The following is a 24490-nucleotide window of genomic DNA, read 5'->3' as shown; positions in this document are numbered from 1 at the left end:
CGCGGGCCTGGGTAAAGGAGTCAGAAGTTGCCGAGACCGCCGCAGACGTTGATGGCCTGGGCGGTGATGGAGGCGGCGGTGTCCGTGGCGAGGTAGCCGACGAGTCCGGCCACCTCGTCCGGGGTGGAGTAGCGGCCGAGCGGGATCTTGGCCTGGAACCTCTGCAGAATCGCTTCCTCACTGGTGTCGTACGCGGCCGCGTAGCCCTGCCGGACCCGCTGAGCCATCGGCGTCTCGACGTAGCCGGGGCAGACGGCGTTGACGGTGATGCCGGTGGGCGCCAGCTCGTTGCCCAGGGCCTTGGTGAAGCCGACCACGCCGTGCTTGGAGGCGGAGTACGGGGCGCCCAGCACGACGCCCTGCTTGCCCGCGGTGGAGGCGATGTTGATGATCCGGCCGCGGTCGCGGTGGCGCATGCCGCCGGTGTTCAGGACCTCGCGGGTCATCAGGAACACGCTGTTGAGGTTGGTGTCCATCACCGCGAACCACAGCTCGTCCTCGATGTCGGCGGTCACCCCGCCACCGCTGCGGCCGGCGTTGTTCACCAGGACGTCCACCGGCCCGAAGCGTTCGACCGCGGCCGACACGAACGCCTTGACGTCGGCCTTCGACGTCACGTCGCACGCGGTGCCGTCGACGTCCAGTCCCTCGTCGCGCAGTTCCTTGACGGTCACTTCCACGCTCTCCGGCGTCCGCGCGCAGATGAACACCGAGTGTCCGCCCGCCGCCAGGGTCCGCGTGACGGCGAGCCCGATCCCGCTGGTGGCCCCGGTGACGAGAGCGACCCGCTGCCCCTCGTTCGACATGACTGCTCCTCCGAGTGGTGTGCTGTGCCTGGTGGGGTGGTGCGCGGGCCTTGGCCGGCCCGCATGAGCCCGCAGGGGCCTCCATGAACCCGCACGAGCCCGCCCGAGCCCGTACGAGCCCGTTGACGGCTCCGGGCCGGCCCTCGTCGGCCGCGGCCCTCGGTGCCGGTGCGGCTCAGGCCGCGCGCGCGGCGGCGAGCTGCTCGTTGACGACCGAGAGCAGGACACGCGGCGTCTCGGCGACGGTGACCGCCGTGTCCTCCAGCTCGATCCCGTGCTCGCGCTCGATGATGCTGCCGGTCTCCAGCAGGGCCAGCGAGTCGTAACCGAGGTTCTCGAAGGTCTGGTCGAGGATGTCGCCGTCGAGGTCGATGCCTTCTTCCTCGCCGGCGGCGGCGCGCAGGATGCGCTTGAGGTCATCGATGGTGAGTTCCATGGCGGTCCCTTCTGGGGCGGGTGAAACGCGCGAGGCGTCGAGGAACGGGGTGGCGCCGGGGCGAGGTGGCGTCGGGACGGGTGGCGTGGAGCCGCGGGTGGCGTGGAGACGCCGGGGGCCCGGGTCACCGGGGGCGGCGCACGACCAGCGCGGAGTTGAAGCCGCCGTAGCCGCGGGCGATCACCAGGGCCGCGTCGACACGGGCGCGGCGGGCGTGCCCTGTGACGAGGTCGAGGGCGTACTCGGGCGCGGGCGCGACATTGGTGGTGGGCGGGACGACCCCGTCCCTGATCGACAGCAGCGCGGCGGCCGTGTCGAGGGAGGCGGCGCCGGAGTAGAGGCGTCCCGTCATGGTCTTGGGGGCGGTGACCGGCACCCCGCGCGGCCCGAAGACCGCGCCGATGGCCGCGGCCTCCTGCCGGTCGAGTTCCGGTACGCCGGCCCCGTCGGCGAAGACCACGTCGATGTCGGCGGGCGTCAGTCCCGCGTCCGCCAGGGCGGTCACGATCGCCCGCCGCAGCCCGGGCTCGCGCCCGCTGCCCGGCCGCGGGTCGAAGGTGGCGGCGTATCCGGCGAGTTCGCCGTACACGCGCGCGCCGCGGGCCCGCGCGGATGCGGCGTCCTCGAGGACGAGCAGCGCGCCGCCCTCGCCGGGGACGTAGCCGGCCGCCCCCGCGTCGAACGGGCGGAAGGCGGTGGCCGGGTCGTCGTCGGTGCTCAGCCGCCCGGCGGCGAGCTGCGCGATCCAGCCCCACGGGCAGATCGACCCGTCAACCCCGCCGGAGACGATCAGCCGGCTGCCCCTGCGGATCGCCCGCCGGGCCTGGGCGAGGGCGTCGAGGCCGCCCGCCTGGTCGGAGACGACGACACCGCTGGGGCCCTTCATCCCGTTGCGGATGGAGATCTGACCGGTGTTCACGGCGTAGAACCAGGCGAAGGACTGGTACGCGCTGACGTACTGCCCGCCCTTGGCCCACAGCTTCCGCAGTTCGTTGCCGCCGAACTCGAAGCCGCCGGCCGAACTGGCGGTGACCACGCCCATGTCGAACTGCTCCCACTCGCCGGGCGTGACGCCCGCGTCCGCGAGCGCCCAGTCGGCGGCGACCAGGGCGAGCCGGGTCATGTGGTCGGTCTGCGGGATGAGCCGGCCGGGCAGGTGGTCCTCGGCGACGAAGCCGGGGACCTCGCCGGCCAGCTTGGCGGGGTAGCCCTGCGCGTCGAACCTCCTGACCGGCCCGATGCCGCTCCTGCCCTCCAGCGTGGCCGCCCAGAAGGCGTCCGTGCCCAGGCCGTTGGGGGCCGTGACGCCGATGCCGGTGACGACGACGCGGGCGGACGCGGTCGCGTTCGCATTCGCGGTCGCCGGGGCAGGCGCGTCCGCCGGGGCGTTCGCGGTCGCCCGGGCAGGCGCGGTCGCAGGCGCGGGGGTGCTCATGCCACCCTCCGCAGCACCATCGCGCTCTGGAAGCCGCCGAAGCCGCTGCCCACGGTCAGCACGGTGTCCGTGCGCTGCTCGCGGGCGGTGAGGGGGACGTAGTCCAGGTCGCACTCCGGGTCCGGCTCGTGCAGGTTGGCCGTCGGCGGGACCAGGTTGTTCTCGATGGCCAGCGCGGAGGCGGCGATCTCGATGGAGCCGATCGCGCCGAGCGAGTGCCCGACCATGGACTTGATCGAGCTCATCGGGGTGCGGTAGGCGTGCTCGCCCAGGACCCGCTTGACGGCCGCCGTCTCGTGGCGGTCGTTCTGCTTGGTGCCCGAGCCGTGCGCGTTGACGTAGTCGATCTCGTCGGGATTCATCCGCGCCTCGGCCAGCGCGGTGCGGATCGCCTCGGCCATCTCGGCGCCGTCCGGACGCAACCCGGTCATGTGGAAGGCGTTCGAGCGGGTCGCGTACCCGGCGATCTCGGCGTAGACGTGCGCGCCGCGCGCGCGGGCCCGCTCGTACTCCTCCAGGACGAACATCGCCGAACCCTCGCCGAGGACGAAGCCGTTGCGGGTGCCGTCGAAGGGGCGGGAGGCGTGCTCGGGGTCGTCGTTGCGCGAGGTGGTGGCCTTGATCGCGTCGAAGCAGGCGACCGTGATCGGGGAGATCGGGGCGTCGGTGGCGCCGGCGATCATCACGTCGACGCTGCCCTCGCGGATCAGCTCGGCCGCGTACCCGACCGAGTCCAGTCCGGAGGTGCAGCCGGTGGAGACCACCGTGGCCGGCCCCTCGGCGCCGGTGGACCAGGCCACCTCGCTCGCGAACGAACTGGGTACGAAGTAGTCGTAGAGGTGCGGTACCGCGTAGCGGTGGTCGTTGAGGTCCAGCCGCCCGCCGTCGCTGGTGACGCGGTACTCCTGGTCCAGGCCCATGGTGGCGCCCACCGCGCTGCCGACGGTGACGCCGGTGCGGTACGGGTCGAGGTCCGCCGCGTCCAGACCGCTGCCGGCCAGCGCCTCGGCCGCGGTCACCACCGCGAACTGCGCCGCCCGGTCCATCCGGCGGATCTCCTGCGGGCTCAGTCCGTGGGCTTCCGGGTCGAAGTCGACCTCGGCCGCCACGCGGGAACGGAACGGGGTGGGATCGAAAAACGTGATGCCTCGTGTCGCGGTGCGGCCGTCGCTGAGCAGACTCCAGAAGTCCTTGACGCCGACACCCCCCGGCGCCACGACCCCAATGCCGGTTATCACCACTCGCCGTCCCATGTGGACGCCGCTCCCTTCGGGGAATCTGGTTGAGAGGGTTTGGTACGGGGGCCGGCGCACGGCCGAGCACAGCCGTTGCCGACCGAGCCGAGCCGTGCGCAGCCGAGCGCAGCCTTGAGCCGCCGTGCGGGGAGCCCTGTGCTGCCGTGCGGAGCCGTCCTCGGGCGGGACGCGGCACTTACGCGGATTCCGACCTGGCCCAGTGGTAGAAGCGGGTCGCCATGGCGTCCTTGGGCGAGCGCCAGGTGGCCGGGTCGTACGCCTCGATGTACGGCTTGAGGTCGTCGCTGACCTTCACGAACAGCGGGTGCGTCTTCGTCTCCTCGATGGCCGTGTTGCCGGCCTCGGTGTCGAAGTCCTGCAGGTGGAAGTAGAGGCCGTTGTAGGAGAACAGTTCGCGGCGCCGGGTGCCCATGAGGTCGGGCATCCCGGTGCTGTCGAACTCGGCGAAGATCCGGGCCACGTCCTCGGCGGACTGCGGCAGCATGCGGGCCACGATCAAGGTGCTGTGCATGAGGGCTCTCCTCGCTGGGTCCTGGCGTCCTGGTGGGCGGTGACGGGGGCGTCGCGGTCCGGCGGGCGGGCTCAGCCCTGCCGGGAGCGCTCGGCGCGGCGGGCGAAGCAGTCGTGCGCGTCGGATTCCGCGTAGTACGTACGGCCGGACCGCTGGTGCCGGCGCCAGCGCTGCTCGCTGGCCAGCCGGTACACGGTGCCGACCGGGATGTCCCACAGCCGGGAGACGTCGGCCGCGGTCAGCCAGCGGTCGCCGGTCCCGCCGCCCGGGCGCGCGCCGGCGGCCGGCATGAGCCGCCGCAGCCGGGTCCACTCCGGGCCGGCCCAACTGTGCCGCGGGTCGGCGTCGCAGCTCACGGTCACCGGCGCGGCCACGGATCCCGCACCGGACCCCGCACCGGATCCTGGCCCGGAACCGGAACCGGCGCCGCGTACCGTCGCCGACAGCCGGCCGTCGCAGCCGGGCTCCACGCAGGCGCCCAGCGGCACCCGGCGGACTTGTTCGGGGTGAGCCACCCGGCGGGCCCTGGCCACCAGCCGGGCGACCTCGCGGGTAGCCTCCGCGGCGGCCGGATGAGCGGCGAGCCAGTCGGCGTGGCGCAGCAAGAATACGGACAAGGTGTCGACCGTACGCGGGGGCGGCGCGATCCGCCGCTCCTGCGCGACGAGGCCGCTCCACGACCCGAGGACGCCCAGAATGGCGGCTCGGGCCTCGGCGGCGGCCGCGTTGAAGGGGGCGCCGGGCAGCGCGCCGCCCGACGTACGCTCCCTGACACCCTTGGCGGGGGCGCCGCCCAGGACCCGCTCGCAATCGCGGTAGAGGCCCGGCAGTTGTCCGATGCCGAGGCCGAGACGTCGCCGGCACCCGGCGCACAGCCGGTGGCCCGCGGCAGCGGTACGCACCCGGGCGCGCCCGCCTTCCTCCCTGCCCCGGCACTCGTGGCCCTCGCACAGGCCGGTCATGCGGCGGGCCCGGGTCGGTAGCCCGGGCCGGAGCCGTACCCGGCGCCGTACACGGGAACGGAACCGGGAACGGAACCGGAACCGGAACCGTACGCGGGGCCGTACCCGGGTGCGGGGCCGAAGGCGGGGCCGGGGCGCGAGTCGGCAACCGCGAGCGATTCGGGCGCGAGGCGCGGTTCGGGGACGGCGCGCGGTTCGGGGACGGCGCGCGGTTCGGGGACGGCGCGCGGTTCGGGGACGGCGCGGGGACCCGGCTCGGCACGCGGCGCCGCCTCCGCGTCGGGCCGCACGCCGAGGCGGAAGCCCACCCCTCGTACGGTCAGGATCCACTCCCTGGCACCGAGTTTCGTGCGCAGGCTGCTGATGTGCGTGTCCACCGTGCGCCGGGACCAGGTGTCCCCCCAGACCTGCTGCATCAGCCGCTTGCGGGTGATGACGATGTCCGGGTTGGCGGCGAGCAGGTGGAGGACGTCGAATTCCTTGCGGGTGACGTCGATCCGGCGGCCGCCCAGCCGCACCTCGCGGGACCCGGCGTCGATGCGCAGCGGCCCGAAGGAGATCACCCGGGCCGCGACGGGCTCGGGGCGGGTGCGGCGCAGGACCGCCTCCATCCGGGCCAGCAGCTCGCGGAAGCCGTACGGCTTGACCAGGTAGTCGTCGGCGCCGGCCTGCAGACCGAGTACACGGTCGAGTTCGGTGCCGCGGGCGGTGACCGCGATGACGGCCACGTCGCAGACCGACCTGACGGCGCGGCAGACCTCCAGCCCGTCCAGGTCCGGCAGGTCCAGATCCAGCAGGACCAGGTCGGCGTCCTCGTACAGCTGGAGCGCCGAATTGCCCGTGGCCACCGTCACGACCTCGTGCCCGTGTCGCCGCAGTGCGCGGACCAGTGATTCCGCGTCGTCCGCGCGCGGTTCGACGACGAGCACCCGCCGGCGGACGGACGGCCGGGCCACCCCGCGCGGGGCATTCCGGCCATGGGGCTCGGCGAACGGAATGTGCGCGGAAACGGCCGCGGCCGGCACGGCAGTATGAGGCCGCAGAACATCTGTCTGACTCATGGCTCCGCCCTTTGTGACTGTTCAGGTCCCCGTTACGGGCTGAGGCCTGATCGCTTCCGGGTGAAAGCTCAAAACGAGCTCAATTCATACGTGCGAGAAGTTCGCCAAGCCCTGGAAGTGTGGGATCAGACGAAGAAACCCCGCGGCGCGGGGCGCACACGGGGTGAAAGGATCTCGCGGAGCGACGGCCCGGATCCGGGCACACGTCGGCCGCTGAAAACATCGTGACAGTCCCCTGCGGCGGATGTCAACGTCCGCTGTGATGAACGGTGTTTGCCCAGACCACGGGTGAACCGGCGTATGCCGGCCGACGCGGCCCCGGTGCCGACCGGCCCGCGCGATCGCGCGATCGCGCGGCGCCGGGGCGAAGCCGCGAAGCCGCGAAGCCGGACAACACCACCGCAACGGCCACCATTTCGGAACACTCCGGACCCCGCCCATGATGGCGCAAACACCCGCGCCGCGCCTATCGGGCGACCCGGCGCCCGCCCGACTGACGGCCGCCAACTGACTGACGAGTCATCAGATCGGCTTTGTCCTGCTCCGCGGCCGTGTCACGCAACCGCGCACCTACTTTTTACGGGAGGCATTCCCGCCGTCGAGGCACCGGTCAGACCGGCGTTCCACCAGATCACCGCAGGTGGATCGGGTGTGGACGGCCTCCGGGTTTGCATGTATCGTCGCCAGCCAAACGCGAAACATCCGAAGGCTCACAGCCAGTACATGACTCGGGAGCGGGGGTTCCGGATCGTTATGAACACGGATTTAACGCGACAGGCCCAACAGGACTCATCCGGACCACAACGGCCTTTCGGATCGCCGCGTCCCGCGCTCGCGCGGCGGGACATGCCGGTCCTCATGGATGAGCAGGCCCCCCACAAGAGCGGCACCCTCACGCAGGCGGCGACGAGGTCCCGCATGGTCGGCACCAAGCCGGGCAACTGTCCGGGCGCGGCCGGCACGGTGCTGCCGTAGCGTCTTCGACGCACCGCCGGCTTGCCCGACAGGCGGCGAGCCGAAGGGCGCGCCGGTGTCGAAAGGGAGAGCGCGCGGAGGTCCCGAGGCACGAGGGACTGAGCACGGTCGACCGTCGACACCGGATCCAAGCGCCCGGAGGCGAGCAAGCACAAACGGCCCACGAGCCCGCACCCCCTCTTTCCGCGGGCGCCCCGTGGCGCCCGTTCACACGCGGTCGGCCCAGTCCTCGCCGACCGGTCACGTACGTCGTTCCCGCAGGTCCAGGCGAGCACCAGGTCAAGGCACGTAAGAAGTACGCACGCGTTCACGCCTGGACGTACGTCGACAGGTTCCGGTTCAGCGGTGACCACTGATGGGTGCCGTCAGACGAGACCGACGCACGGCCATGGTCCTCCGACGGGACGTCGTCCCCTCGCACCGACGACGTCCTTCGGCATGTCCGGAACGGGGCACATCACCAGGTCATCCCGATGCTCACTTGAGCTCGCACTGCGCCAGCCACTCTCCGACATCATGACCACCAGGTGACGACATGACTTCAACTCTGTGCGTGGGACACAAGTGCGGGACCGCGCCGCACGGCTCTCGACCCCGTCGTTCCGCGGCCCCCGGGCTGCGCCTCTGCACCACGTGCTACCACGACCTGAAGGCCAGCCTCCTCGAACTGCCGGAGATCTACGACGACTGCGAGTCCGTGCTCCACCCGCGGCGCAACCCCACCCTGCAGCGGGTGAGCGGCAGCAGGCAGTCGACCGGCATCCGCCTGGACGAGGCGGCAATTTCCGCCCGCTCCGGCATCGTGGGCTTCCTGGCCTCCTGGGCGGCGCTGGTCGCCGACGAACGGCCGGCCCACCGCCCGGCGCACCGCAGCCCCGGCGCACTGTCGGACTTCCTGCTCACCCACCTCAACTGGCTGCTGGCGCACCCCACGGCGGCCGACTTCGCGGCGGAGATATCCGAGGTGACGCATCACGCGCGGCGTTCCGCTTACACTCAGCCCGCCCTCCGTATCGACCTCGGTGAGTGCATTCACGCGGATTGCGGCGCCGCCATGACGACCGCCCCCTCGGCGCGCGACGGAAACCGTACCCGCGAAGTCAGTTGCACCGCGGGACACACCTGGCAGCCGCATCAATGGCTGCTGCTTTCCCGGCAGATTCAGCAGGGCCGGCACGGTCGTGGTCCCTCGGGAACGGCCACTCGGACGCAGCGCCCGGAAGGTGTCGCATGAATCCGGCGCCGCGCAACAGAAGCAGGCTCGTACCCACCCAACTCGCCGCGTTGGCCGCCGGAGTTTCGGAAGCCACGATCAGGAAATGGGCCAGCCGCGGAAAGATCACCCGTTACGGCAGCCCCGGGCGGGCGCAATACGATCTGGACGAACTGCTGGAACGAGTGGCCGGCAAAGCGGAATCCGCCGCACCGGCCGAGGAATGAGGCATTCCCCGACCTCGCCATGACATGACGGAAGTGGACGAAGCCGCCGGAGCGGGCCGGTCCTGCGGAATAGCCCATCGATCCGTCGACGTCACGGAAACCGCCGGGCCGCGCCCGTCCTTCGCGGCGGTCGCGGTCCGGCAAACCGTCATCCGGACCACCGGGGCCGTTGGAGTCAGCGGAATCAATCGAACCAGTCGAACCAGCCGAACCAGCTGAACAAGTCGAATACGAGGCGGCCGGGATGTTCCGCCTGCCGAAAGCGCCGTGGAGACGGGGACTCCGAACGGTGTGCGGCATCGGACTCCCCCCTCTCTCTGGTGTGCCGGGCTCTTGCGAACCGGGCTCTCCCGAGCCGGGTCGATTCCGACGCTCCCGTCAACTCGCGGTCGCGTCCTCCTCATTTCCGCTACACAGAATAGTCAAGGAGTGGCCAGAGGTATGCCAGATGCATGAGGTGTGACCCATGCCTCACAGCGGCCGGGCCGCGGCGGGCTTAGGCGCGTTCCACGGCGGGTAGATGCGCGTTTCTGCGCGATCTATACGCGTTCCGAGCAACTTCACGCACCTGCCCCTACACTGGTCCCCGCCGGCACCGCGCGGCGCCTTGGGCTGCCTTGGGGTGCCTTGGGGTGCCGCACGCCCCGTACACCCGCCGTCCCAGCGTGAGGAGCCTCGATGCCCGCGTCCTTGACCATCACCGAGATCGCGACCCAGCCCGAGTGCTGGCAGCGGGCGGCCGGGCTGGCCGCGACGGAGGGCGGCAAGCTACCGCGCCGGGGTGAGCGCGTCGCCGTACTGGGCTGCGGCACGTCGTGGTTCATGGCGCAGTCGTACGCGGCGCTGCGCGAAGAGGGCGGCCACGGCGAAACCGACGCCTTCGCGGCCTCGGAGTTTCCCTTCGGCCGCCGCTACGACCGGGTGGTGGCTCTCACCCGCTCCGGCACCACTACCGAGGTGCTGCGTGCCTGCGAGCGGCTGCGCGCGGCCGGCGTTCCGGTGACGGCGGTCACCGCCGACCCGGCCACGCCCGTGATGGAGCAGGCCGACGAGGTCGTCGTCCTGGACTTCGCCGACGAACGATCCGTGGTGCAGACGAGGTTCGCCACGACGGCCCTGACCCTGCTCCGCGCCCACCTCGGCGAGGACCTGACCGCCGCCGTGGCCGACGCCCGCCGAGCGGTGGAGGGAGAGGTGGCCGACCCGCGGACTCTCTCCGCCGAGCAGTTCACCTTCCTCGGCACCGGCTGGACCTGCGGGCTCGCTCAGGAAGCGGCCCTGAAAATGCGTGAGGCCGCGGGCGCCTGGACCGAGGCGTATCCGGCGATGGAGTACCGCCACGGCCCGATCAGCATCACCGGGCCCGGCCGGGCCGTCTGGTCCTTCGGCCCCCTTCCTGAAGGGCTCGCCGAGAACATCGCCCGCGTCGGCGGCCATCTGGAGCCCAGCCCCCTCGCCGACCCCCTCGCCGATCTGATCCGCGCCCAGCGCCTCGCGGTCGCCATCGCCGAGGCCAAGGGCTACGACCCGGACCGCCCCCGCAACCTGACCCGCTCGGTCGTCCTGTCCTGACGGACGGGCCACCGCGGCACACACCCCGCGTGCGCGCCGCGGAAACCGGCGTCCAGCCCGCTCCGCGTGATGCCGCCGCACCCCGAAGGACGCCGTCACGTCTCACGAACGAACTGTGCGGCGGCGCTCCCGCACCCGCGCTCGCGCCCGCCATGACCTGACGTGACCCGCCCCCGCACCCGCACCCGACGTGCCCGTACGACCCGAAGGGCCCAACTCGTGCCTGCCGCCGCCACTTCCGCCCTCGTCACCGCCGCCCACACCTGCGGCAATGGCGTCGCCGCCTTCAACGTCATCACCCTCGAACACGCCGAGGCCGTGGTGACCGCCGCCGAGACCACGGGGCTGCCGGTCATCCTCCAGGTCAGCGAGAACGCGGTGAAGTTCCACGCCGGCCGGGTGGAGCCCGTACTGGCCGGCGCGGCCGCCATCGCCCGCGACGCCGTCGTCCCGGTCGCTCTCCACCTCGACCACGTCACGGACGAGGAACTGCTGCGCGCGGGCGTGTCGGCCGGGGTCTCGTCCGTGATGTTCGACGGCTCCGCGCTGCCCTACGAGGACAACGTCCGGACCACGGCCCGCATCACCGAGTGGGCGCACCCCCTCGGGGTGTGGGTCGAGGCCGAACTCGGCGAGGTCGGCGGCAAGGACGGCGCCCATGCCCCGGGCGCGCGCACCGACCCGGCCGAGGCCGCCGCGTTCGTCGCGGCGACCCGTGTCGACGCCCTCGCCGTCGCCGTGGGGAGTTCCCACGCGATGACCGAGCGCACCGCCCGCCTGGACCTGGAGCTGGTGGCCCGGCTGCGCGACGCGGTCGACGTCCCCCTCGTCCTGCACGGCTCCTCGGGCGTCCCCGACGACGAACTCCGCCGGGCCGTCACCGCCGGCATGTGCAAGATCAATATCGGTACCGCCCTGAACCTCGCCTATACCGCGTCCGTCCGCGATCACCTCACCGCCGACCCGGCCCTGGTCGACCCCCGCCGCTACCTCTCCCCCGCCCGCGACGCCATGGCCGCCACCGCGGCCCACCTCCTGCGCGTGCTGTCCGCCTGAAAAGGCCAGGCGGCCAGCAGGCCAAGGGGGGCCGAGGGCCCAAGGGGCCAAGGGGCCAAGGGGCCAAGGGGCCAGAAGAGCAAGAGTGCACGTGCCCGAGCGGTCAAGGTGCCGCCCCGGCTCGCCGGTCGCCTCCGGCCGGGCGTACCCGCGCGGGCTCGCGCGTCATGCCGGCGCGGATGAGGCCGGCGCGGATCAGGCCGGCGCCGGGCCGGTGCTCGCGCGAACGGTGAGCTGGGGTCGCAGCAACGTCAGCGCCTCCGGCTCACCCCCCTCGACCTTGGCGATCACCAGCTCTACGGCCCGGCGCCCCATCTCGTGCGCGGGCAGCGCCACGGAGGTGAGCTGCACCGACGCCTGCAACGCAACCTGCTCCGGGCATATAGCCACCACCGACACGTCCTCCGGCACCGCCCGGCCCTGCTGCCGCAGCAGATTGAGCAGCGGATCGACCGCCGACTCGTTCTGCACCACGAGGCCGGTGGTGCCCGGCCGCTCCTCGAAGATCCGGGCCAGCACACCGGCGGTGGACTCGTAAGTCCCCTCGCACGGGCGGTGGATGACCCGCACCCCGCGCTCGCGTGCCCGGGCGCGCAGCCCTACGAGGGTCCGCTCGGCGAACCCGGTGTGCCGCCGGTAGACCCCCGTAGCCTCCCCGATCATCGCGACGTCCCGGTGCCCGAGATCGGCCAGGTGGTCCACGCACAGCGCCCCGGTGGCCGCGAAGTCCAGGTCGACACAGGTCAGCCCGACCGGATCGGCGGGCTGGCCGATCAGCACCGCCGGCCTCTCCGCCGTCCGCAACAGCGGCACCCGCTCGTCCTCCAGCTCCACGTCCATCACGATCATGGCGTCCGCCAGCCCGCTCCCCACCACCCTGCGCACCGCGGTCGGCCCCTCCTCGCCGGTCAGCAGCAGCACGTCCTGGCCGTGCTGCCGGGCCGTGGTGGCCACCGCGATGGCGATCTCCATCATCACCGGCAAATACATGTCGGTACGCAGCGGCACCATGAGCGCGATGATGCGGGACCTGTTACTGGCCAGCGCCCTGGCCCCCGCGTTGGGGTGGTACCCCAGTTCGCGGATGCTGCGCTCCACCCGGCTCCGCGTCTTCTCGGAGATCGACCGCTTCCCGCTGAGGACGTACGACACGGTGCTGGAGGACACACCTGCGTGCCGTGCGACCTCGGCGATCGTTGCCATGGCGGAGCTCCGTATCCGACGCTGGGAAACCGTTTACACGGTCAATGTACCCAGTTCCGCACCCCTGCCCGAAGCTTCGGGTGCGGACCGGCCCTCCGGCGGTCACGGTCATCCGCCGACGACGATTGTCACCGTTACGCGGGTTCCCCGTCACAGAAGATCAACAGGCCCATTCGCCGCCGTCGGTCGGTCGTTGACCGGACGAGGGTGCTGACCAACGGCTCCCCCGCCACACGGAGAGGTGCATCATGACCGACCGGACCCTGTGGTCGTACGCGGACATCGCCGCGCACATCCGCGTGCAGGTCGACACCGTGCGCTCGTACCGCAAGCACGGGCATCTGCCCGACCCCGATCTCGTGGAAGGCGGCAAACCGTTCTGGTATGCCGACACCATCAGAGCCTGGAGCGCCCGCCGGCCGGGGAACCGCGGCCGCCGCAGCCCCTGACCGGGCCTCAGCCACGGCCTGTGCCCACCGGTTCGGGGTCCGGCCCCCGCCCCGGTCGCGGCGCCCCGCTCCCACCGGTACCGGTCTCGCCGCCCTCGGATATCCCGAACCGCTCGTGGAAGGCGCGCAACCGCCGCGTCACCCGCCAAGTGGCCCGGCCCGTCAATCGCATAGCGTCGGAAACCAGCAGATTTCGTACCGCCGTCGCGTCCAACGACCGGACATCGCGGTCAGACCGGTGGCGTTGAGCAGCAGGGCCTGCGGCGGTATCACCGCACTGACGGCCGGCGGGAAGACGAGCGCCAGGATGACCAGTACGACGACCGCCGCCGCCCAGGGCGGCTTCACCCCGATCGCGGACTTGCGGCCCACCAGCATCACGGCCTGGCCGGTGACCGAGGCGTGGGAGCCGGCGAGGTCCCCAGTCGCCGCGCGCCAGGCGGCCGGACACGCCACCGCCTGCCACCGCCGTGAGCGCGGTGAGGACCAGGGCGAACAGCAATGTCAGCCGCCGTCCGGCGGTGACGACCCACGTCCGGCCCCCGAACGGGACTTCACGGTTGACATCGGACATATCACAGGCTTCCTCTCCCCGTAGAACGTCTAGACCCCCGCAGAACGTCTAGAATCGAAAACACGATGGGTCGCTCGTGTTTCTCCAGAATGCGAGAGGTGACTCGCATTTGTCAATCCTCCCTGGGAGTCAATGTGTCCGAGGCGGACGAGAAGCCGCGCCGCCGGCAGGCGCGGGGTGAACGGCGCATCGCACAGTTGCTGCAGGCCGCGGCCCAGGTGTTCTGCAAGGAGGGCTACACCGCGTCGAGTACGAGTGCGATCGCCCGCGAGGCGGGCGTGTCACCGGGCACGCTGTACCAGTTCTTCCCGAACAAGGAAGCCATCGCGATCGAATTGAGCACCCAGCTCATTCGCGACATGGAGCGGGCGCACGGCCGGATCTTCACGGAGGACAACGCCCGGCTGCCGCTCGACCGGTTGATCGACGCGGTGACCGACCCGATCATCGAGTTCAGCACGGCCAACCTGGCGATGCTGGCGCTGCTGAAGAGTCCCGACGCCCCGGGCAGAGTGGCCGACGACCACCAGGTGCTCCACACGGCGCTGGTCGAGCGCGTCGCCGGCATGATCGCCGTCCGCGCGCCCTCGCTCTCGGCCGGCGAGCTGGCGCTCATGGCCCAGATGTCACTCGCGATGTTCACGACGGGGCTGGACCTCGTCGCCGAGCACGGCGGCGAGGAGCGCGCCGCCTACGTCCGGGAGACGAAGGGCGTGCTCTACCGCTACCTGGCCCCGTACGTCGGAACCGAGGCCGTACCCCGCCGGTCTCCGGCGTCCGAGACCGAGACCGAGACCGGGTCCGAGTCCGCGAACGGAGAGGGGGACGGGTGCGCGGACGAGTCGGCGGCTCGGGTGACCGGAAGCGAGGACGAGGGGGCGGCGGCGACACCGGAGGGGCGCCCCACCGCCCCCTGAGGACGCAACGCGAAATCCGTACGGGTTCCGTACGGATTCCCGGAAAGCAGCTCGTGGGGGCCGGACAGTGCGTTCGGCTACCTGAAGTGGCAGGCCATCGGGCAGGTGTCGGCATCGCCGTCGTCCCAGGGGCCGGTCGTCCCCGGTGGGGCGGACCCGGACCCTCCTGGTGGGCGTACCGTGGCCCGCTCACCCGCCAGCGACGCGGCCACCACGGCCGAGGGCCGGGGAACACTCACGTCCGCGCCACCCAGACGTTTTTCCCGGACCCGGGACGCCCACTGCGCCACGGTGCCGATCCCCGCGACGATCAGGGATATGCCCAGCCCCAGGGCCAGCGCGTAGAAGGAGTTGGAGGCGGCCCGTCCGCTGATGTAGCCCGCGCCCACCGAGTAGGAGGCCCAGACCGACTCCGCCACACCGGCACCGACCACGTACTTCCGGGCCGGGTAGCGCATCACACCGGCCGCGAGACCGCCGATCACCCTGCCGCTCGGCAGGAACCGCACGCCGATGACGAACGGTACGCCGTGCCGCTGTATGCGGCGTGCCGCCCACTTCAACAGGGCGGCACGGCGGGGACGACGGCTCATACGGGTGAGGACACGGCCGCTGAGCGCGCGTCCCGTGCGGTGCATCAGCATGTCGCCCAGAACCGCGCTCCCCGCGACGACGAGGAGGACGAGAGCGAGGTTGAGATGCCCCTCCGCGGCCATCACGCCACCGGTCACGAGCAGCACCGCGTTCGGCACGAGCGGAGGCGCTGTCGTGGCCGCGAGCAGGGCATACGCCCATATGACATGCCCACCCCGGAGGTGGTCCGCCAGACCCGAGGTGAAGTCCAATGACGACACGCTCAGTGCAACGTCCATGCCTCCGCCCCTCTTCCCGCCCCGTCGCTCCACGCTGACAGCGATCACACGGTTACGGCAAGGGTGTTTCGGGCGGATCGGGGAACTCCCCGGGGATTCCGAAAAAGATTCATCCTGAGGTCGCAGGTCCAAGGTCCCCGCGTCGTCCCCAGGACGGAGAAGCCCCGGAACGTGGCGGCCGCCGACCTACGCGGGTGGCCCGGCGGCCTACGCAGGTGACCCCGGCGGCCCCGCGCAGGCGGCTTTGGCGGCGTCCGCGCAGGCGGCTCCGGCGGCCGTCACCGGCCGAGCAGTTCCCCGCCGTTGCACTGCAGGATCTCGCCCGTGATGAAGCCGGCCTCCGGCGAGGCGAGGAAGACGACGGCCGCCGCCACGTCGTCGGGGCGGCCGACCCGGCCCACCAGGGTGCGTCCGGCCCGTCGGGTCAGTTCGGCCTGATTGAGCCGTGAGCCGAAGAACTCGGTGCCGGCCACCGTCCCGGGCGCCACGATGTTGCACGTCACTCCCTGCGGACCGAGCTGCGCCGCCAGCGAGTGGTTCCAGGCGTGCAGGGCGGCCTTGGAAGCGCCGTACGAACCGGCCCCGCGCAGCGCCGCCACGGAACTCACGGTGACGACCCGCCCGCCGTCCCTGGTGAAACGGTCCCGCAGGGACTCGGTCAGCAGCACGGCGGTCAGTACGTTGCGTTCGAAGTCGCCGCGCCACCGGGCCAGCATGCCGTGCGGCCCGCTGCCGACGGCCAGCTCACGACTGCCCGCGCTGTTGACCAGCACGTCCACTCGCTGCGGCAACAGCGGAAGCGTGGCTTCCACGTCATCGGGGTCGGCCAGATCGCACACCACAGGAGTGACGTCCAGACCGCGTTCGCCGCGCAGCTCGTCCGCGGTCGCGTGCAGCACCTCACGCCGGCGCCCCATGATGGTGACGCGGTGACCGTCCTGCGCGAACCGGGTCGCGATGGCCCGCCCGATACCCGTGCCCCCGCCAGTGACTACGATGGTACGGACAGCCTTGCCGTTCTCTGCCATGTGCTCGCCCTCCCGAGGAGACAGCACGCTACGGGATCGGCCCGGCCGCCTCGCGCGCGGGGTAGCCTGCGAAAACACCTTCCCTTGGGAGACACAGATCACATAGCTTGGGACGTAACCATTCAGGTGGGTGGTAGGTCTTATCTCGTGAGCACCGCATTCCCGGCGGAAGCGGTGGGGGGCTGCGATGGGCTGTCTTGGGGGACGGCCCGGACGGCGTCGCCGGGGCGACGTCCAGGGAGCTTTGAGCGGCCACCCCGGGACCTTCGTCCCGGCCACGGCGCAGCCGCCGAAAAGCGCCCGGTTCGGACCCGTGGGGGGATCCGCACCGGGGAACGGGAGCGCCCCGTGCCGGACCCGTGGGGGGATCCAGCGCGGGGCGCTTCCTCATGATCCGCGGGCCGCGAGACCCTGCCCGTAACGACCGGTTCCCCCGCCCGGGGCGGGGGAACCGGAGGGGTGCAGACTGCGCGGGTCAGCGGGCCTCGACCGGCACGTAGTCGCGAGTGACGATGCCGGTGTAGATCTGCCGCGGACGGCCGATGCGCGAGCCCGGCTCCTTGATCATCTCGTGCCACTGGGCGATCCAGCCCGGCAGTCGGCCGAGGGCGAAGAGCACCGTGAACATGGAGGTCGGGAAGCCCATGGCGCGGTAGATCAGGCCGGTGTAGAAGTCCACGTTCGGGTAGAGCTTGCGCGAGACGAAGTAATCGTCGCTCAGGGCGTGCTCTTCGAGCTTGAGCGCGATGTCGAGCAGCTCGTCGGACTTGCCGAGCGCGGAGAGGACGTCGTGCGCCGCCGCCTTGATGATCTTCGCCCTGGGGTCGAAGTTCTTGTAGACGCGGTGGCCGAAGCCCATGAGCTTGACGCCGTCCTCCTTGTTCTTCACCTTGCGGATGAAGGAGTCCACGTCGCCGCCCTCGGCCTGGATGCGCTCCAGCATCTCCAGGACCGACTGGTTGGCACCGCCGTGCAGCGGCCCCCACAGAGCGTTGATGCCCGCGGAGATCGACGCGAACAGGTTGGCCTGCGACGAGCCGACCAGGCGAACGGTCGAGGTCGAACAGTTCTGCTCGTGGTCCGCGTGCAGGATGAAGAGCTTGTCCAGCGCGCTGACCACCACCGGGTCGAGCTCGTACTCCTCGGCCGGCACCGAGAACGTCATGCGCAGGAAGTTCTCGACGTATCCGAGATCGTTGCGCGGGTAGACCACGGGCTGGCCGACCGACTTCTTGTACGCGTACGCGGCGATCGTCGGCAGCTTGGCCAGCAGCCGGATCGTGGAGAGGTGGCGCTGCTCGGGGTCGAACGGGTTGTGGCTGTCCTGGTAGAACGTCGACAGCGCGCTGACCACGGAGGACAGCATCGCCATCGGGTGCGCGTCGCGCGGGAACCCGTCGTAGAACCGTTTGACGTCCTCGTGCAGCAGGGTGTGCTGGGTGATCTCGCGTTTGAAGTCCGCCAACTGGTCGACGGTGGGAAGCTCCCCGTTGATCAGCAGGTAAGCGGTCTCCAGGAACGTGCCTCGCTCGGCGAGCTGCTCGATCGGGTAGCCGCGGTAGCGCAGGATGCCCTGCTCACCGTCGAGGAAGGTGATCGCGGACTTGTAGGCCGCGGTGTTGCCGTAGCCGCTGTCCAGGGTGACCAGACCTGTGTCGGCACGCAGCTTGCCGATGTCGAAGCCCTTGTCGCCGACGGTGCTGTCCACAACGGGGTAGCTGTATTCGCCGTCCCCGTACCGCAGTACTACAGAGTTGTCGCTCACGTCATTCCCTCACCGACGGTGTTGCCTCTTCTTCGAGGTGCCCTGACTACGTCCACTGTCCCCCATTTGCCACTGAGGTGTGCACTCGGGGTCGACCATCGGGCCGAAAAGTGGCACGGAGTGCCTATTTTGCGCCCAGGGACAGTCTGTGGTCGAGAGCCGTGAAGCGTTTGCCCGCGGAGACCGTGCGCACCGCCTGACCGATCGCCCGACGCGAGCCGACCAGGACGACCAGCCGTTTCGCCCGCGTGACCGCCGTGTAAAGCAGGTTGCGCTGGAGCATCATCCAGGCACCCGTGGTGACAGGGATCACTACCGCCGGATACTCACTGCCCTGCGAGCGGTGGATCGTCACCGCATACGCGTGGGCCAGCTCGTCCAGCTCGTCGAAGTCGTAACCGACCTCCTCGTCCTCGTCGGTACGCACGGTCAGCCGCTGATCGACGGTGTCGAGTGCGGTGACCACCCCCACCGTGCCGTTGAATACCCCATTTTCCCCCTTCTCGTAGTTGTTCCGGATCTGCGTCACCTTGTCCCCCACGCGGAACGTGCGGCCGCCGAAGCGGCGCTCCGGCAGGTCGGGGCGGGCCGGAGTGACCGCCTGCTGCAGGAGCCCGTTGAGCACACCGGCCCCCGCCGGGCCGCGGTGCATCGGGGTGAGCACCTGCACGTCCCGCCGCGGGTCGAGGCCGAATCTGGCCGGAATCCGGCGGGCCACCACGTCCACGGTCAGCCGGCCCGCCTCCTCGGAGTCCTCCTCCGGGAAGAGGAAGAAGTCCGGCAATCCCTGGGTGACCGGCGGCACGCCCGAGTTGATCCGGTGCGCGTTGGTGACCACCCCCGACTGCTGCGCCTGCCGGAAGATACGGGTCAGCCGCACCGCCGGAACCGGGCTGAGCGGCGCCAGCAGGTCCCGCAGCACCTCGCCCGCACCCACGCTCGGCAACTGGTCCACGTCCCCGACGAACAGCAGGTGGGCGCCCGGCGGCACCGCCTTCACCAGTTTGTTGGCAAGCAGCAGGTCCAGCATGGACGCCTCGTCGATCACCACGAGGTCGGCGTCCAGCGGCCGGTCCTTGTCGTACGCCGCGTCACCCCCCGGCTTCAACTCCAGCAGACGGTGCACGGTGGACGCCTCGGCACCGGTCAGTTCCGCCAGTCGCTTGGCGGCCCTGCCGGTCGGCGCGGCGAGCACCACCTTGGCCTTCTTGGCCTGGGCGAGAGTCACGATCGACCGGACCGTGAAGGACTTGCCGCATCCGGGCCCGCCGGTGAGCACGGCGACCCTCTCGGTGAGCGCCAGCCGCACCGCCTGCTCCTGCTCGGGGGCGAGATCGGCGCCCGTCGTGCTTGCCAGCCAGGCCAGCGCCTTGTCCCACTGCACGTCCCGGAAGGCGGGCAGCCGGTCCTCCGGGCCACGCAGCAGACGCATCACCTGCCCGGCGAGCGATATCTCGGCCCGGTGGAACGGCACCAGATAGACGGCCCTGACCGGCTCGCCGTCACCGTCCGGCGCGGGCACGCTCTCACGCACCACGCCCTCCTCGTCGACCAGTTCGCCGAGGCAGTCGATGACCAGCCCGGTGTCCACCTGGAGCAGCTTGACCGAGTCGGCGATCAGACGTTCCTGGGGCAGGAAGCAGTTGCCGTTGTCGGTGGCCTGCGAAAGGGCGTACTGCAGGCCGGCCTTGACCCGCTCGGGGCTGTCGTGGGGTATGCCGACCGCTTGGGCGATCCGGTCCGCCGTCAGGAAGCCGATGCCCCACACGTCGGCGGCCAGCCGGTAGGGCTGGTTCTTGACCACGGAGATCGAGGCGTCCCTGTAGTTCTTGTAGATCCGCACGGCGATGGACGTGGAGACGCCCACTCCCTGCAGGAACAGCATCACCTCCTTGATCGCCTTCTGTTCCTCCCAAGCGGCGGCGATCAGCTTGGTGCGCTTGGGGCCGAGCCCGGGAACCTCGATCAGGCGCTTGGGCTCGCTCTCGATGACCTCCAGCGTGCCGGTGCCGAAGTGGTCGACGATCCGCTCGGCGATTTTCGGCCCGATGCCTTTGATCAGCCCTGATCCGAGGTAGCGCCGGATGCCCTGGATCGTGGCCGGCAGGACCGTCGTGTAGTTCTCCACCGTGAACTGCTTGCCGTACTGCGGGTGCGAGCCCCAGCGACCGTGCATCCGCAGGGATTCGCCCGGCTGTGCGCCGAGCAGCGCGCCCACGACCGTGAGCAGGTCTCCGGAGCCACGGCCGGTGTCCACCCGCGCGACCGTGTATCCGTTGTCCTCGTTGGCGTACGTGATCCGTTCCAGGACGCCCTCGAGCACGGAAAGGTGCGGCGTCTCCCCCATCTCGGGCCTCCCTTCGCGGCTCCGGCGGTGATCTGTTCCGAAGGTACCGCCAGCCACGGACAGCCCGCTGGGCACCGCGACCGCGCCTGTGGAAAACTCCCGGGCCGGTGCGGACAGCGCCCGTCGACGCGCCGGAAGCGGGCCGCTGCTGCGGGACCGCGGACCGTGGAACCAGGGTCCCGACGGGGCGCCCCGAATCAACGAAGGGGGTCCGGCACAAGGCCGGACCCCCTTCGTGTTCCCCCTCCTACCCCCGAAGCCCCCCTCGGGCGTACTTACTGCCTGGCCCCCTGAACCCCTCCTGGGAGCCGTGATGCCCAGTACGACTGGCAACGGCGGGGAAGGGTTGTACTACGGCCGCCAAATCTCCCGAGATTTTTTTCAGGCCGCGTGGCGCAGGTAGCGGCCGGCGATCTCGGCGAGCACTTCGCGCCCGTCGCGGGCCCACAGGGCCGGGTTGAAGATCTCGACCTCGACCGCTCCCCGGTAGCCGGCAGCGTCGACCTGCTCCCGGAACCCGCGCAGGTCGACGCACCCGTCGCCGAGTTGACCGCGCCCGAGCAGCACCCCCTCGGGCAGCGGCGTCACCCAGTCGGCCAGTTGGAAGCACGCGATCCTGCCGCCCACCCCCGCCCGCACGATCTGGGCCGGCGCCAGGTCGTCCCACCAGATGTGGTACGTGTCCACCACCACCCCGACCTGTTCGGCCGGAAAACGCTCGGCGATGTCCAGGGCCTGACCGAGCGTGGAGACCACACAGCGGTCCGACGCGTACATGGGGTGCAGCGGCTCGATGGCGAGGCGCACGTCGCGTTCCGCCGCGTACGGCGCCAGTTCGGCGATGGCGTCCGCCACCCGCTCGCGGGCCGCGCCGATGTGCCGGTCGCCCTCGGGCAGACCCCCCGAGACGAGGACGAGGGTGCCGGTTCCGAGCGCGGCCGCCTCGTCGATGGCGGACCGGTTGTCATCGAGCGCCGCCGCTCTCCGCGCCGGGTCGGCCGCGGTGAAGAATCCGCCTCGGCACAAGGAGGTGACGGCCAGTCCGCTGTCGCGCATCAGCGCCGCGGCGCGCTCGACGCCGTATGCCTGTACCGGCCCGCGCCACAGAGCGACCGCTCGGATGCCCGATTCCGCGCACCCCATGGCGAGCTCGGGCAGCGACCACTGCTTCAGCGTCGCCTGGTTGATGCTCAGCCGGGCCAGCGGATCGCTCGCGAGCGACGCGTCGACAGCGCCGGCGCCGTTCGCGCCCCCGGCGGTCACGAGTCCACCCCGTAGGCAGCCAGAAGCCCGCGCATCCGGGACTCGGCCAGGTGCGGATCGGGGAACAGGCCCACCCTGTCGGCGAGCTCGTACGCCCGGGCCAGGTGCGGCAGGGTACGGGCGGACTGCAGGCCGCCGACCATGGTGAAGTGCGACTGGTGGCCGGCCAGCCAGGCGAGCAGCACGACGCCGGTCTTGTAGAAGCGGGTGGGTGCGCAGAACAGGTGCCGAGCCAGTTCGACGGTGGGATCGAGCAGACCGCGGAAACCGACCGTGTCGCCGGTGTCGAGCCTGCTCACAGCCGCGGCAGCCAGGGGCGCGAGCGGATCGAAGACCCCGAGCAGGGCGTGGCTGAATCCGCGTTCGTCGCCCTGGATGAGTTCGGGGTAGTTGAAGTCGTCGCCGGTATAGCAGCGCACCCCATCCGGCAGGCGGCGCCGCAGGGCGACTTCGCGCTCGGCGTCGAGCAGCGAGATCTTCACGCCGTCCACCTTGTCCGGATGAGCCGCGATGATTTCGAGGAACGTGTCGGTCGCCTCGTCCAGGTCGGCGCTGCCCCAGTACCCCTCCAGCGCGGGGTCGAACATCGCGCCGAGCCAGTGCAGGATCACCGGTTCGGACGACTGACGCAGCAGCTTTGCGTAGACCTCCGCGTAGTCGTCAGGGCCCTTGGCGACTGCTGCCAGGGCGCGGGATGCCATCAGGACGGCGCGGGACCCGGCGTCCTCCACGACGGCCAGTTGCTCCTCGTAAGCGGTGACGACCTCGTCCAGTGTCGTCGCGGGACCTGTGAGTTGGTCGGTCCCGACCCCGCACGCGATGCCCCCGCCCACGGACTTCGCCTCGGCCGAGGACCTGCGGATCAGTTCCGCGGCCACGTTCCAGTCCAGACCCATTCCGCGCTGCGCCGTGTCCATGGCCTCGGCCACCGACAGGCCGCGCGCCCACAGGTGGCGGCGAAAGGCGAGAGTCGCTTCCCAGTCGACGGCGGCGGGGACGCCGGCGCCGGCTTTCAAGGGATCGGCCACGACATGGGCGGCGGCATACACCACTCGGCTGGTCAGCGGCAGATCCGTCGCATAGGTGACCGGTTCCGTGCGAGGCACATAGGTGCGCGATCCGCCGGATTCCCCAGGCAGCGCGATCGTCACAGCGACAGCTCCGGGACGTCGAGGCGGCGGCCCTCGGCCGAGGAACGGAGGCCGAGTTCGGCGAGCTGCAGACCGCGGGCACCGGCCAGCAGGTCCCGGTGCCAGGGTTCATCGAGTGCCACGTGGCGCAGGAACAGTTCCCACTGCGCCTTGAAGCCGTTGTCGAAGCCGGTGTTGTCGGGAACCTCCTGCCACTGGCCGCGGAAGGACTCGGTGACCGGGACGTCGGGGTTCCACACAGGCCTGGGTGTCACCGAACGGTGCTGCGCCCGGCAGGTGCGCAAACCCGCGACGGCCGAGCCGTGCGTGCCGTCCACCTGGAACTCCACGAGTTCGTCGCGGTTGACCCGCACTGTCCACGAGGAGTTGATCTGCGCGACGACGCCGCCCTCGAGCTCGAAGATGCCGTAGGCGGCGTCGTCGGCCGTGGCGTCGTACGGTTTGCCCTGCTCGTCCCAGCGCTGCGGGACATGGGTGGCGGCCAGGGCCTGGACGGTGCGGACCCGGCCGAAGATCTCATGCAGCACGTACTCCCAGTGCGGGAACATGTCCAGGACGATGCCGCCGCCGTCCTGGGCGCGGTAGTTCCACGACGGGCGCTGGGCCGGCTGCCAGTCGCCCTCGAAGACCCAGTAGCCGAACTCTCCTCGCACGGACAGGACGCGACCGAAGAATCCGCCGTCGACCAGGCGCTTGAGCTTGATCAGCCCCGGCAGGAAGATCTTGTCCTGCACCACGCCGTGTTTGACGCCGGCCGTGGTCGCCAGTCGGGCGAGTTCCATGGCGCCGTCGAGCGTGGTGGCGGTGGGCTTCTCGCAGTAGATGTGCTTGCCCGCCGCGATCGCTTGCTTGAGCGCGCTTTCACGGGCGGCCGTCACTTGGGCGTCGAAGTAGATCTCGACAGAGGGGTCGGCCAGCACGGAGTGCAGGTCCGTGGTCCAGTGTTCGATCCCGTGCCGTTCGGCGAGGGCCCGCACCGCGTGCTCCCGGCGACCGACCAGGACAGGCTCGGGCCACAGCGTGGTCCCGTCACCCAGATCGAGACCGCCTTGCTCGCGCAGGCTCATGATGGACCGGACCAAGTGTTGCCGGTACCCCATGCGCCCGGTGATGCCGTTCATGGCGATCCGCACTGTCCTGCGTGTCATGGAGCTCTCTCCCTCGGCGATGCGAAGATCGCGCGTAGCAAGCGCTTTCCTTCTCCATCACGCTAGCTGGAGGCGGGTGAATCCGACAAGAGCAACCAGGATGCGGGGGTAAGCGCTTGCCGTAGTCGATACCTGTAGGCACCATGACTGCGGAGGCACGCTCCCACTGGAACCCGCCAGATGAGAGCATGAGCCGCGCCCGGCACCCGGCGCACGGGCGCGGACGCACCGGGCCGGCAGGAGCTGACCCCTACCAGGAGGAC

The 24490-nt window shown here is 70.9% G+C and carries 21 protein-coding genes and 1 pseudogene; 6 read left to right on the top strand and 16 right to left on the bottom strand.

Going from position 1 to position 24490, the window contains the following annotated elements:
- Nucleotides 1–20: 20 nt before the first annotated feature.
- The 7 genes and pseudogenes from fabG to K7G61_RS00910 all read right to left on the bottom strand — a co-directional run.
- The gene (gene fabG, locus K7G61_RS00940) at nt 21–806 is read right to left on the bottom strand and encodes a 3-oxoacyl-ACP reductase FabG (RefSeq protein WP_225844534.1); all 786 of its coding nucleotides are present in this window, start codon (nt 804–806) and stop codon (nt 21–23) included.
- Between the two features lie 175 nt (nt 807–981).
- Nucleotides 982–1242, bottom strand: a complete 261-nt coding sequence (locus K7G61_RS00935) for an acyl carrier protein (RefSeq protein ID WP_225844533.1) — start codon at nt 1240–1242, stop codon at nt 982–984.
- A gap of 124 nt (nt 1243–1366) precedes the next feature.
- Complete coding sequence (locus K7G61_RS00930; RefSeq protein WP_225844532.1) at nt 1367–2677, bottom strand: ketosynthase chain-length factor; 1311 nt, start codon at nt 2675–2677, stop codon at nt 1367–1369.
- Entirely contained in the window at nt 2674–3930 is a 1257-nt protein-coding gene (locus tag K7G61_RS00925) for a beta-ketoacyl synthase (protein WP_225844531.1), read from the bottom strand. The genes K7G61_RS00930 and K7G61_RS00925 overlap by 4 nt, the downstream gene beginning before the upstream one ends.
- A 178-nt stretch (nt 3931–4108) precedes the next feature.
- A complete protein-coding gene (locus K7G61_RS00920; protein WP_225844530.1) occupies nt 4109–4444 on the bottom strand; it encodes a TcmI family type II polyketide cyclase in 336 nt (111 codons plus the stop codon).
- Nucleotides 4445–4515: 71 nt separating this feature from the next.
- Nucleotides 4516–5346 carry a helix-turn-helix domain-containing protein gene (locus K7G61_RS00915; RefSeq protein ID WP_225844529.1) on the bottom strand — a complete coding sequence of 277 codons (831 nt, stop codon included), beginning with the start codon at nt 5344–5346 and terminating at the stop codon, nt 4516–4518.
- A gap of 350 nt (nt 5347–5696) precedes the next feature.
- Nucleotides 5697–6467 (bottom strand): annotated as a pseudogene (locus tag K7G61_RS00910) (response regulator transcription factor); the annotation flags it as partial.
- A gap of 1510 nt (nt 6468–7977) precedes the next feature.
- On the opposite strand from K7G61_RS00910, the gene K7G61_RS00905 reads away from it, so the two are divergent.
- The 4 genes from K7G61_RS00905 (at nt 7978) to K7G61_RS00890 (ending at nt 11510) form a co-directional block, all read left to right on the top strand.
- Nucleotides 7978–8676 carry a hypothetical protein gene (locus tag K7G61_RS00905; RefSeq protein WP_225844528.1) on the top strand — a complete coding sequence of 233 codons (699 nt, stop codon included), beginning with the start codon at nt 7978–7980 and terminating at the stop codon, nt 8674–8676.
- Nucleotides 8673–8882, top strand: coding sequence for a helix-turn-helix domain-containing protein (locus K7G61_RS00900; RefSeq protein ID WP_225844527.1), 210 nt, complete (start codon nt 8673–8675; stop codon nt 8880–8882). The genes K7G61_RS00905 and K7G61_RS00900 overlap by 4 nt, the downstream gene beginning before the upstream one ends.
- Before the next feature lie 678 nt (nt 8883–9560).
- Nucleotides 9561–10454: an SIS domain-containing protein gene (locus K7G61_RS00895; RefSeq protein WP_225844526.1), complete on the top strand. Its 894-nt coding sequence runs from the start codon at nt 9561–9563 to the stop codon at nt 10452–10454.
- A 219-nt stretch (nt 10455–10673) separates the two neighbouring features.
- Complete coding sequence (locus tag K7G61_RS00890; RefSeq protein ID WP_225844525.1) at nt 10674–11510, top strand: class II fructose-bisphosphate aldolase; 837 nt, start codon at nt 10674–10676, stop codon at nt 11508–11510.
- A gap of 195 nt (nt 11511–11705) precedes the next feature.
- On the opposite strand, the gene K7G61_RS00885 is transcribed toward K7G61_RS00890, so the two are convergent.
- Nucleotides 11706–12713, bottom strand: coding sequence for a LacI family DNA-binding transcriptional regulator (locus K7G61_RS00885; protein ID WP_225844524.1), 1008 nt, complete (start codon nt 12711–12713; stop codon nt 11706–11708).
- Between the two features lie 248 nt (nt 12714–12961).
- Here K7G61_RS00885 and K7G61_RS00880 point away from each other — a divergent pair, with 248 nt between their 5' ends.
- The gene (locus tag K7G61_RS00880; protein ID WP_225844523.1) at nt 12962–13162 is read left to right on the top strand and encodes a MarR family transcriptional regulator; all 201 of its coding nucleotides are present in this window, start codon (nt 12962–12964) and stop codon (nt 13160–13162) included.
- 162 nt (nt 13163–13324) lie between these two features.
- Here K7G61_RS00880 and K7G61_RS00875 read toward each other — a convergent pair whose 3' ends face one another.
- Nucleotides 13325–13618 (bottom strand): hypothetical protein, encoded by a 294-nt coding sequence (locus tag K7G61_RS00875; protein ID WP_225844522.1) that lies wholly within the window; start codon nt 13616–13618, stop codon nt 13325–13327.
- A gap of 252 nt (nt 13619–13870) precedes the next feature.
- Between K7G61_RS00875 and K7G61_RS00870 the strand changes: the two genes are divergently transcribed.
- Nucleotides 13871–14653 carry a TetR/AcrR family transcriptional regulator gene (locus K7G61_RS00870; RefSeq protein ID WP_225844521.1) on the top strand — a complete coding sequence of 261 codons (783 nt, stop codon included), beginning with the start codon at nt 13871–13873 and terminating at the stop codon, nt 14651–14653.
- Nucleotides 14654–14730: 77 nt separating this feature from the next.
- On the opposite strand, the gene K7G61_RS00865 is transcribed toward K7G61_RS00870, so the two are convergent.
- The 7 genes from K7G61_RS00865 to K7G61_RS00835 all read right to left on the bottom strand — a co-directional run bounded on the left by K7G61_RS00865 (nt 14731) and on the right by K7G61_RS00835 (nt 24227).
- Nucleotides 14731–15525, bottom strand: a complete 795-nt coding sequence (locus K7G61_RS00865) for a DedA family protein (RefSeq protein WP_225844520.1) — start codon at nt 15523–15525, stop codon at nt 14731–14733.
- Nucleotides 15526–15803: 278 nt separating this feature from the next.
- Nucleotides 15804–16553 carry an SDR family NAD(P)-dependent oxidoreductase gene (locus tag K7G61_RS00860; RefSeq protein WP_225844519.1) on the bottom strand — a complete coding sequence of 250 codons (750 nt, stop codon included), beginning with the start codon at nt 16551–16553 and terminating at the stop codon, nt 15804–15806.
- 475 nt (nt 16554–17028) lie between these two features.
- A complete protein-coding gene (locus K7G61_RS00855; protein WP_225844518.1) occupies nt 17029–18318 on the bottom strand; it encodes a citrate synthase in 1290 nt (429 codons plus the stop codon).
- Nucleotides 18319–18442: 124 nt separating this feature from the next.
- Complete coding sequence (locus K7G61_RS00850) at nt 18443–20665, bottom strand: ATP-dependent RecD-like DNA helicase (protein WP_225844517.1); 2223 nt, start codon at nt 20663–20665, stop codon at nt 18443–18445.
- Between the two features lie 381 nt (nt 20666–21046).
- Nucleotides 21047–21928, bottom strand: coding sequence for a sugar phosphate isomerase/epimerase (locus K7G61_RS00845; protein ID WP_225844516.1), 882 nt, complete (start codon nt 21926–21928; stop codon nt 21047–21049).
- Entirely contained in the window at nt 21925–23079 is a 1155-nt protein-coding gene (locus K7G61_RS00840; protein ID WP_225844515.1) for a dihydrodipicolinate synthase family protein, read from the bottom strand. The genes K7G61_RS00845 and K7G61_RS00840 overlap by 4 nt, the downstream gene beginning before the upstream one ends.
- Complete coding sequence (locus K7G61_RS00835; protein ID WP_225844514.1) at nt 23076–24227, bottom strand: Gfo/Idh/MocA family protein; 1152 nt, start codon at nt 24225–24227, stop codon at nt 23076–23078. Before K7G61_RS00835 ends, K7G61_RS00840 begins: the two co-directional genes overlap by 4 nt.
- Nucleotides 24228–24490 lie beyond the last annotated feature (263 nt).

The sequence above is a fragment of the Streptomyces sp. HPF1205 genome, from assembly GCF_020400825.1.
Classification (GTDB): domain Bacteria; phylum Actinomycetota; class Actinomycetes; order Streptomycetales; family Streptomycetaceae; genus Actinacidiphila.
Note: the sequence above shows the minus strand (reverse complement) of the source record. Positions and strands in the feature narration are given on the sequence as shown.

What these genes read in the sequence shown, in the direction of transcription:
- K7G61_RS00865 (WP_225844520.1), bottom strand. Translation starts at nt 15,525, where the DNA reads ATGGACGTTGCACTGAGCGTGTCGTCATTGGACTTCACCTCGGGTCTG.
- K7G61_RS00850 (WP_225844517.1), bottom strand. Translation starts at nt 20,665, where the DNA reads ATGGGGGAGACGCCGCACCTTTCCGTGCTCGAGGGCGTCCTGGAACGG.
- K7G61_RS00880 (WP_225844523.1), top strand. Translation starts at nt 12,962, where the DNA reads ATGACCGACCGGACCCTGTGGTCGTACGCGGACATCGCCGCGCACATC.
- K7G61_RS00935 (WP_225844533.1), bottom strand. Translation starts at nt 1,242, where the DNA reads ATGGAACTCACCATCGATGACCTCAAGCGCATCCTGCGCGCCGCCGCC.
- K7G61_RS00900 (WP_225844527.1), top strand. Translation starts at nt 8,673, where the DNA reads ATGAATCCGGCGCCGCGCAACAGAAGCAGGCTCGTACCCACCCAACTC.
- K7G61_RS00925 (WP_225844531.1), bottom strand. Translation starts at nt 3,930, where the DNA reads ATGGGACGGCGAGTGGTGATAACCGGCATTGGGGTCGTGGCGCCGGGG.
- K7G61_RS00885 (WP_225844524.1), bottom strand. Translation starts at nt 12,713, where the DNA reads ATGGCAACGATCGCCGAGGTCGCACGGCACGCAGGTGTGTCCTCCAGC.
- K7G61_RS00920 (WP_225844530.1), bottom strand. Translation starts at nt 4,444, where the DNA reads ATGCACAGCACCTTGATCGTGGCCCGCATGCTGCCGCAGTCCGCCGAG.
- fabG (WP_225844534.1), bottom strand. Translation starts at nt 806, where the DNA reads ATGTCGAACGAGGGGCAGCGGGTCGCTCTCGTCACCGGGGCCACCAGC.
- K7G61_RS00860 (WP_225844519.1), bottom strand. Translation starts at nt 16,553, where the DNA reads ATGGCAGAGAACGGCAAGGCTGTCCGTACCATCGTAGTCACTGGCGGG.
- K7G61_RS00895 (WP_225844526.1), top strand. Translation starts at nt 9,561, where the DNA reads ATGCCCGCGTCCTTGACCATCACCGAGATCGCGACCCAGCCCGAGTGC.
- K7G61_RS00930 (WP_225844532.1), bottom strand. Translation starts at nt 2,677, where the DNA reads ATGAGCACCCCCGCGCCTGCGACCGCGCCTGCCCGGGCGACCGCGAAC.
- K7G61_RS00905 (WP_225844528.1), top strand. Translation starts at nt 7,978, where the DNA reads ATGACTTCAACTCTGTGCGTGGGACACAAGTGCGGGACCGCGCCGCAC.
- K7G61_RS00835 (WP_225844514.1), bottom strand. Translation starts at nt 24,227, where the DNA reads ATGACACGCAGGACAGTGCGGATCGCCATGAACGGCATCACCGGGCGC.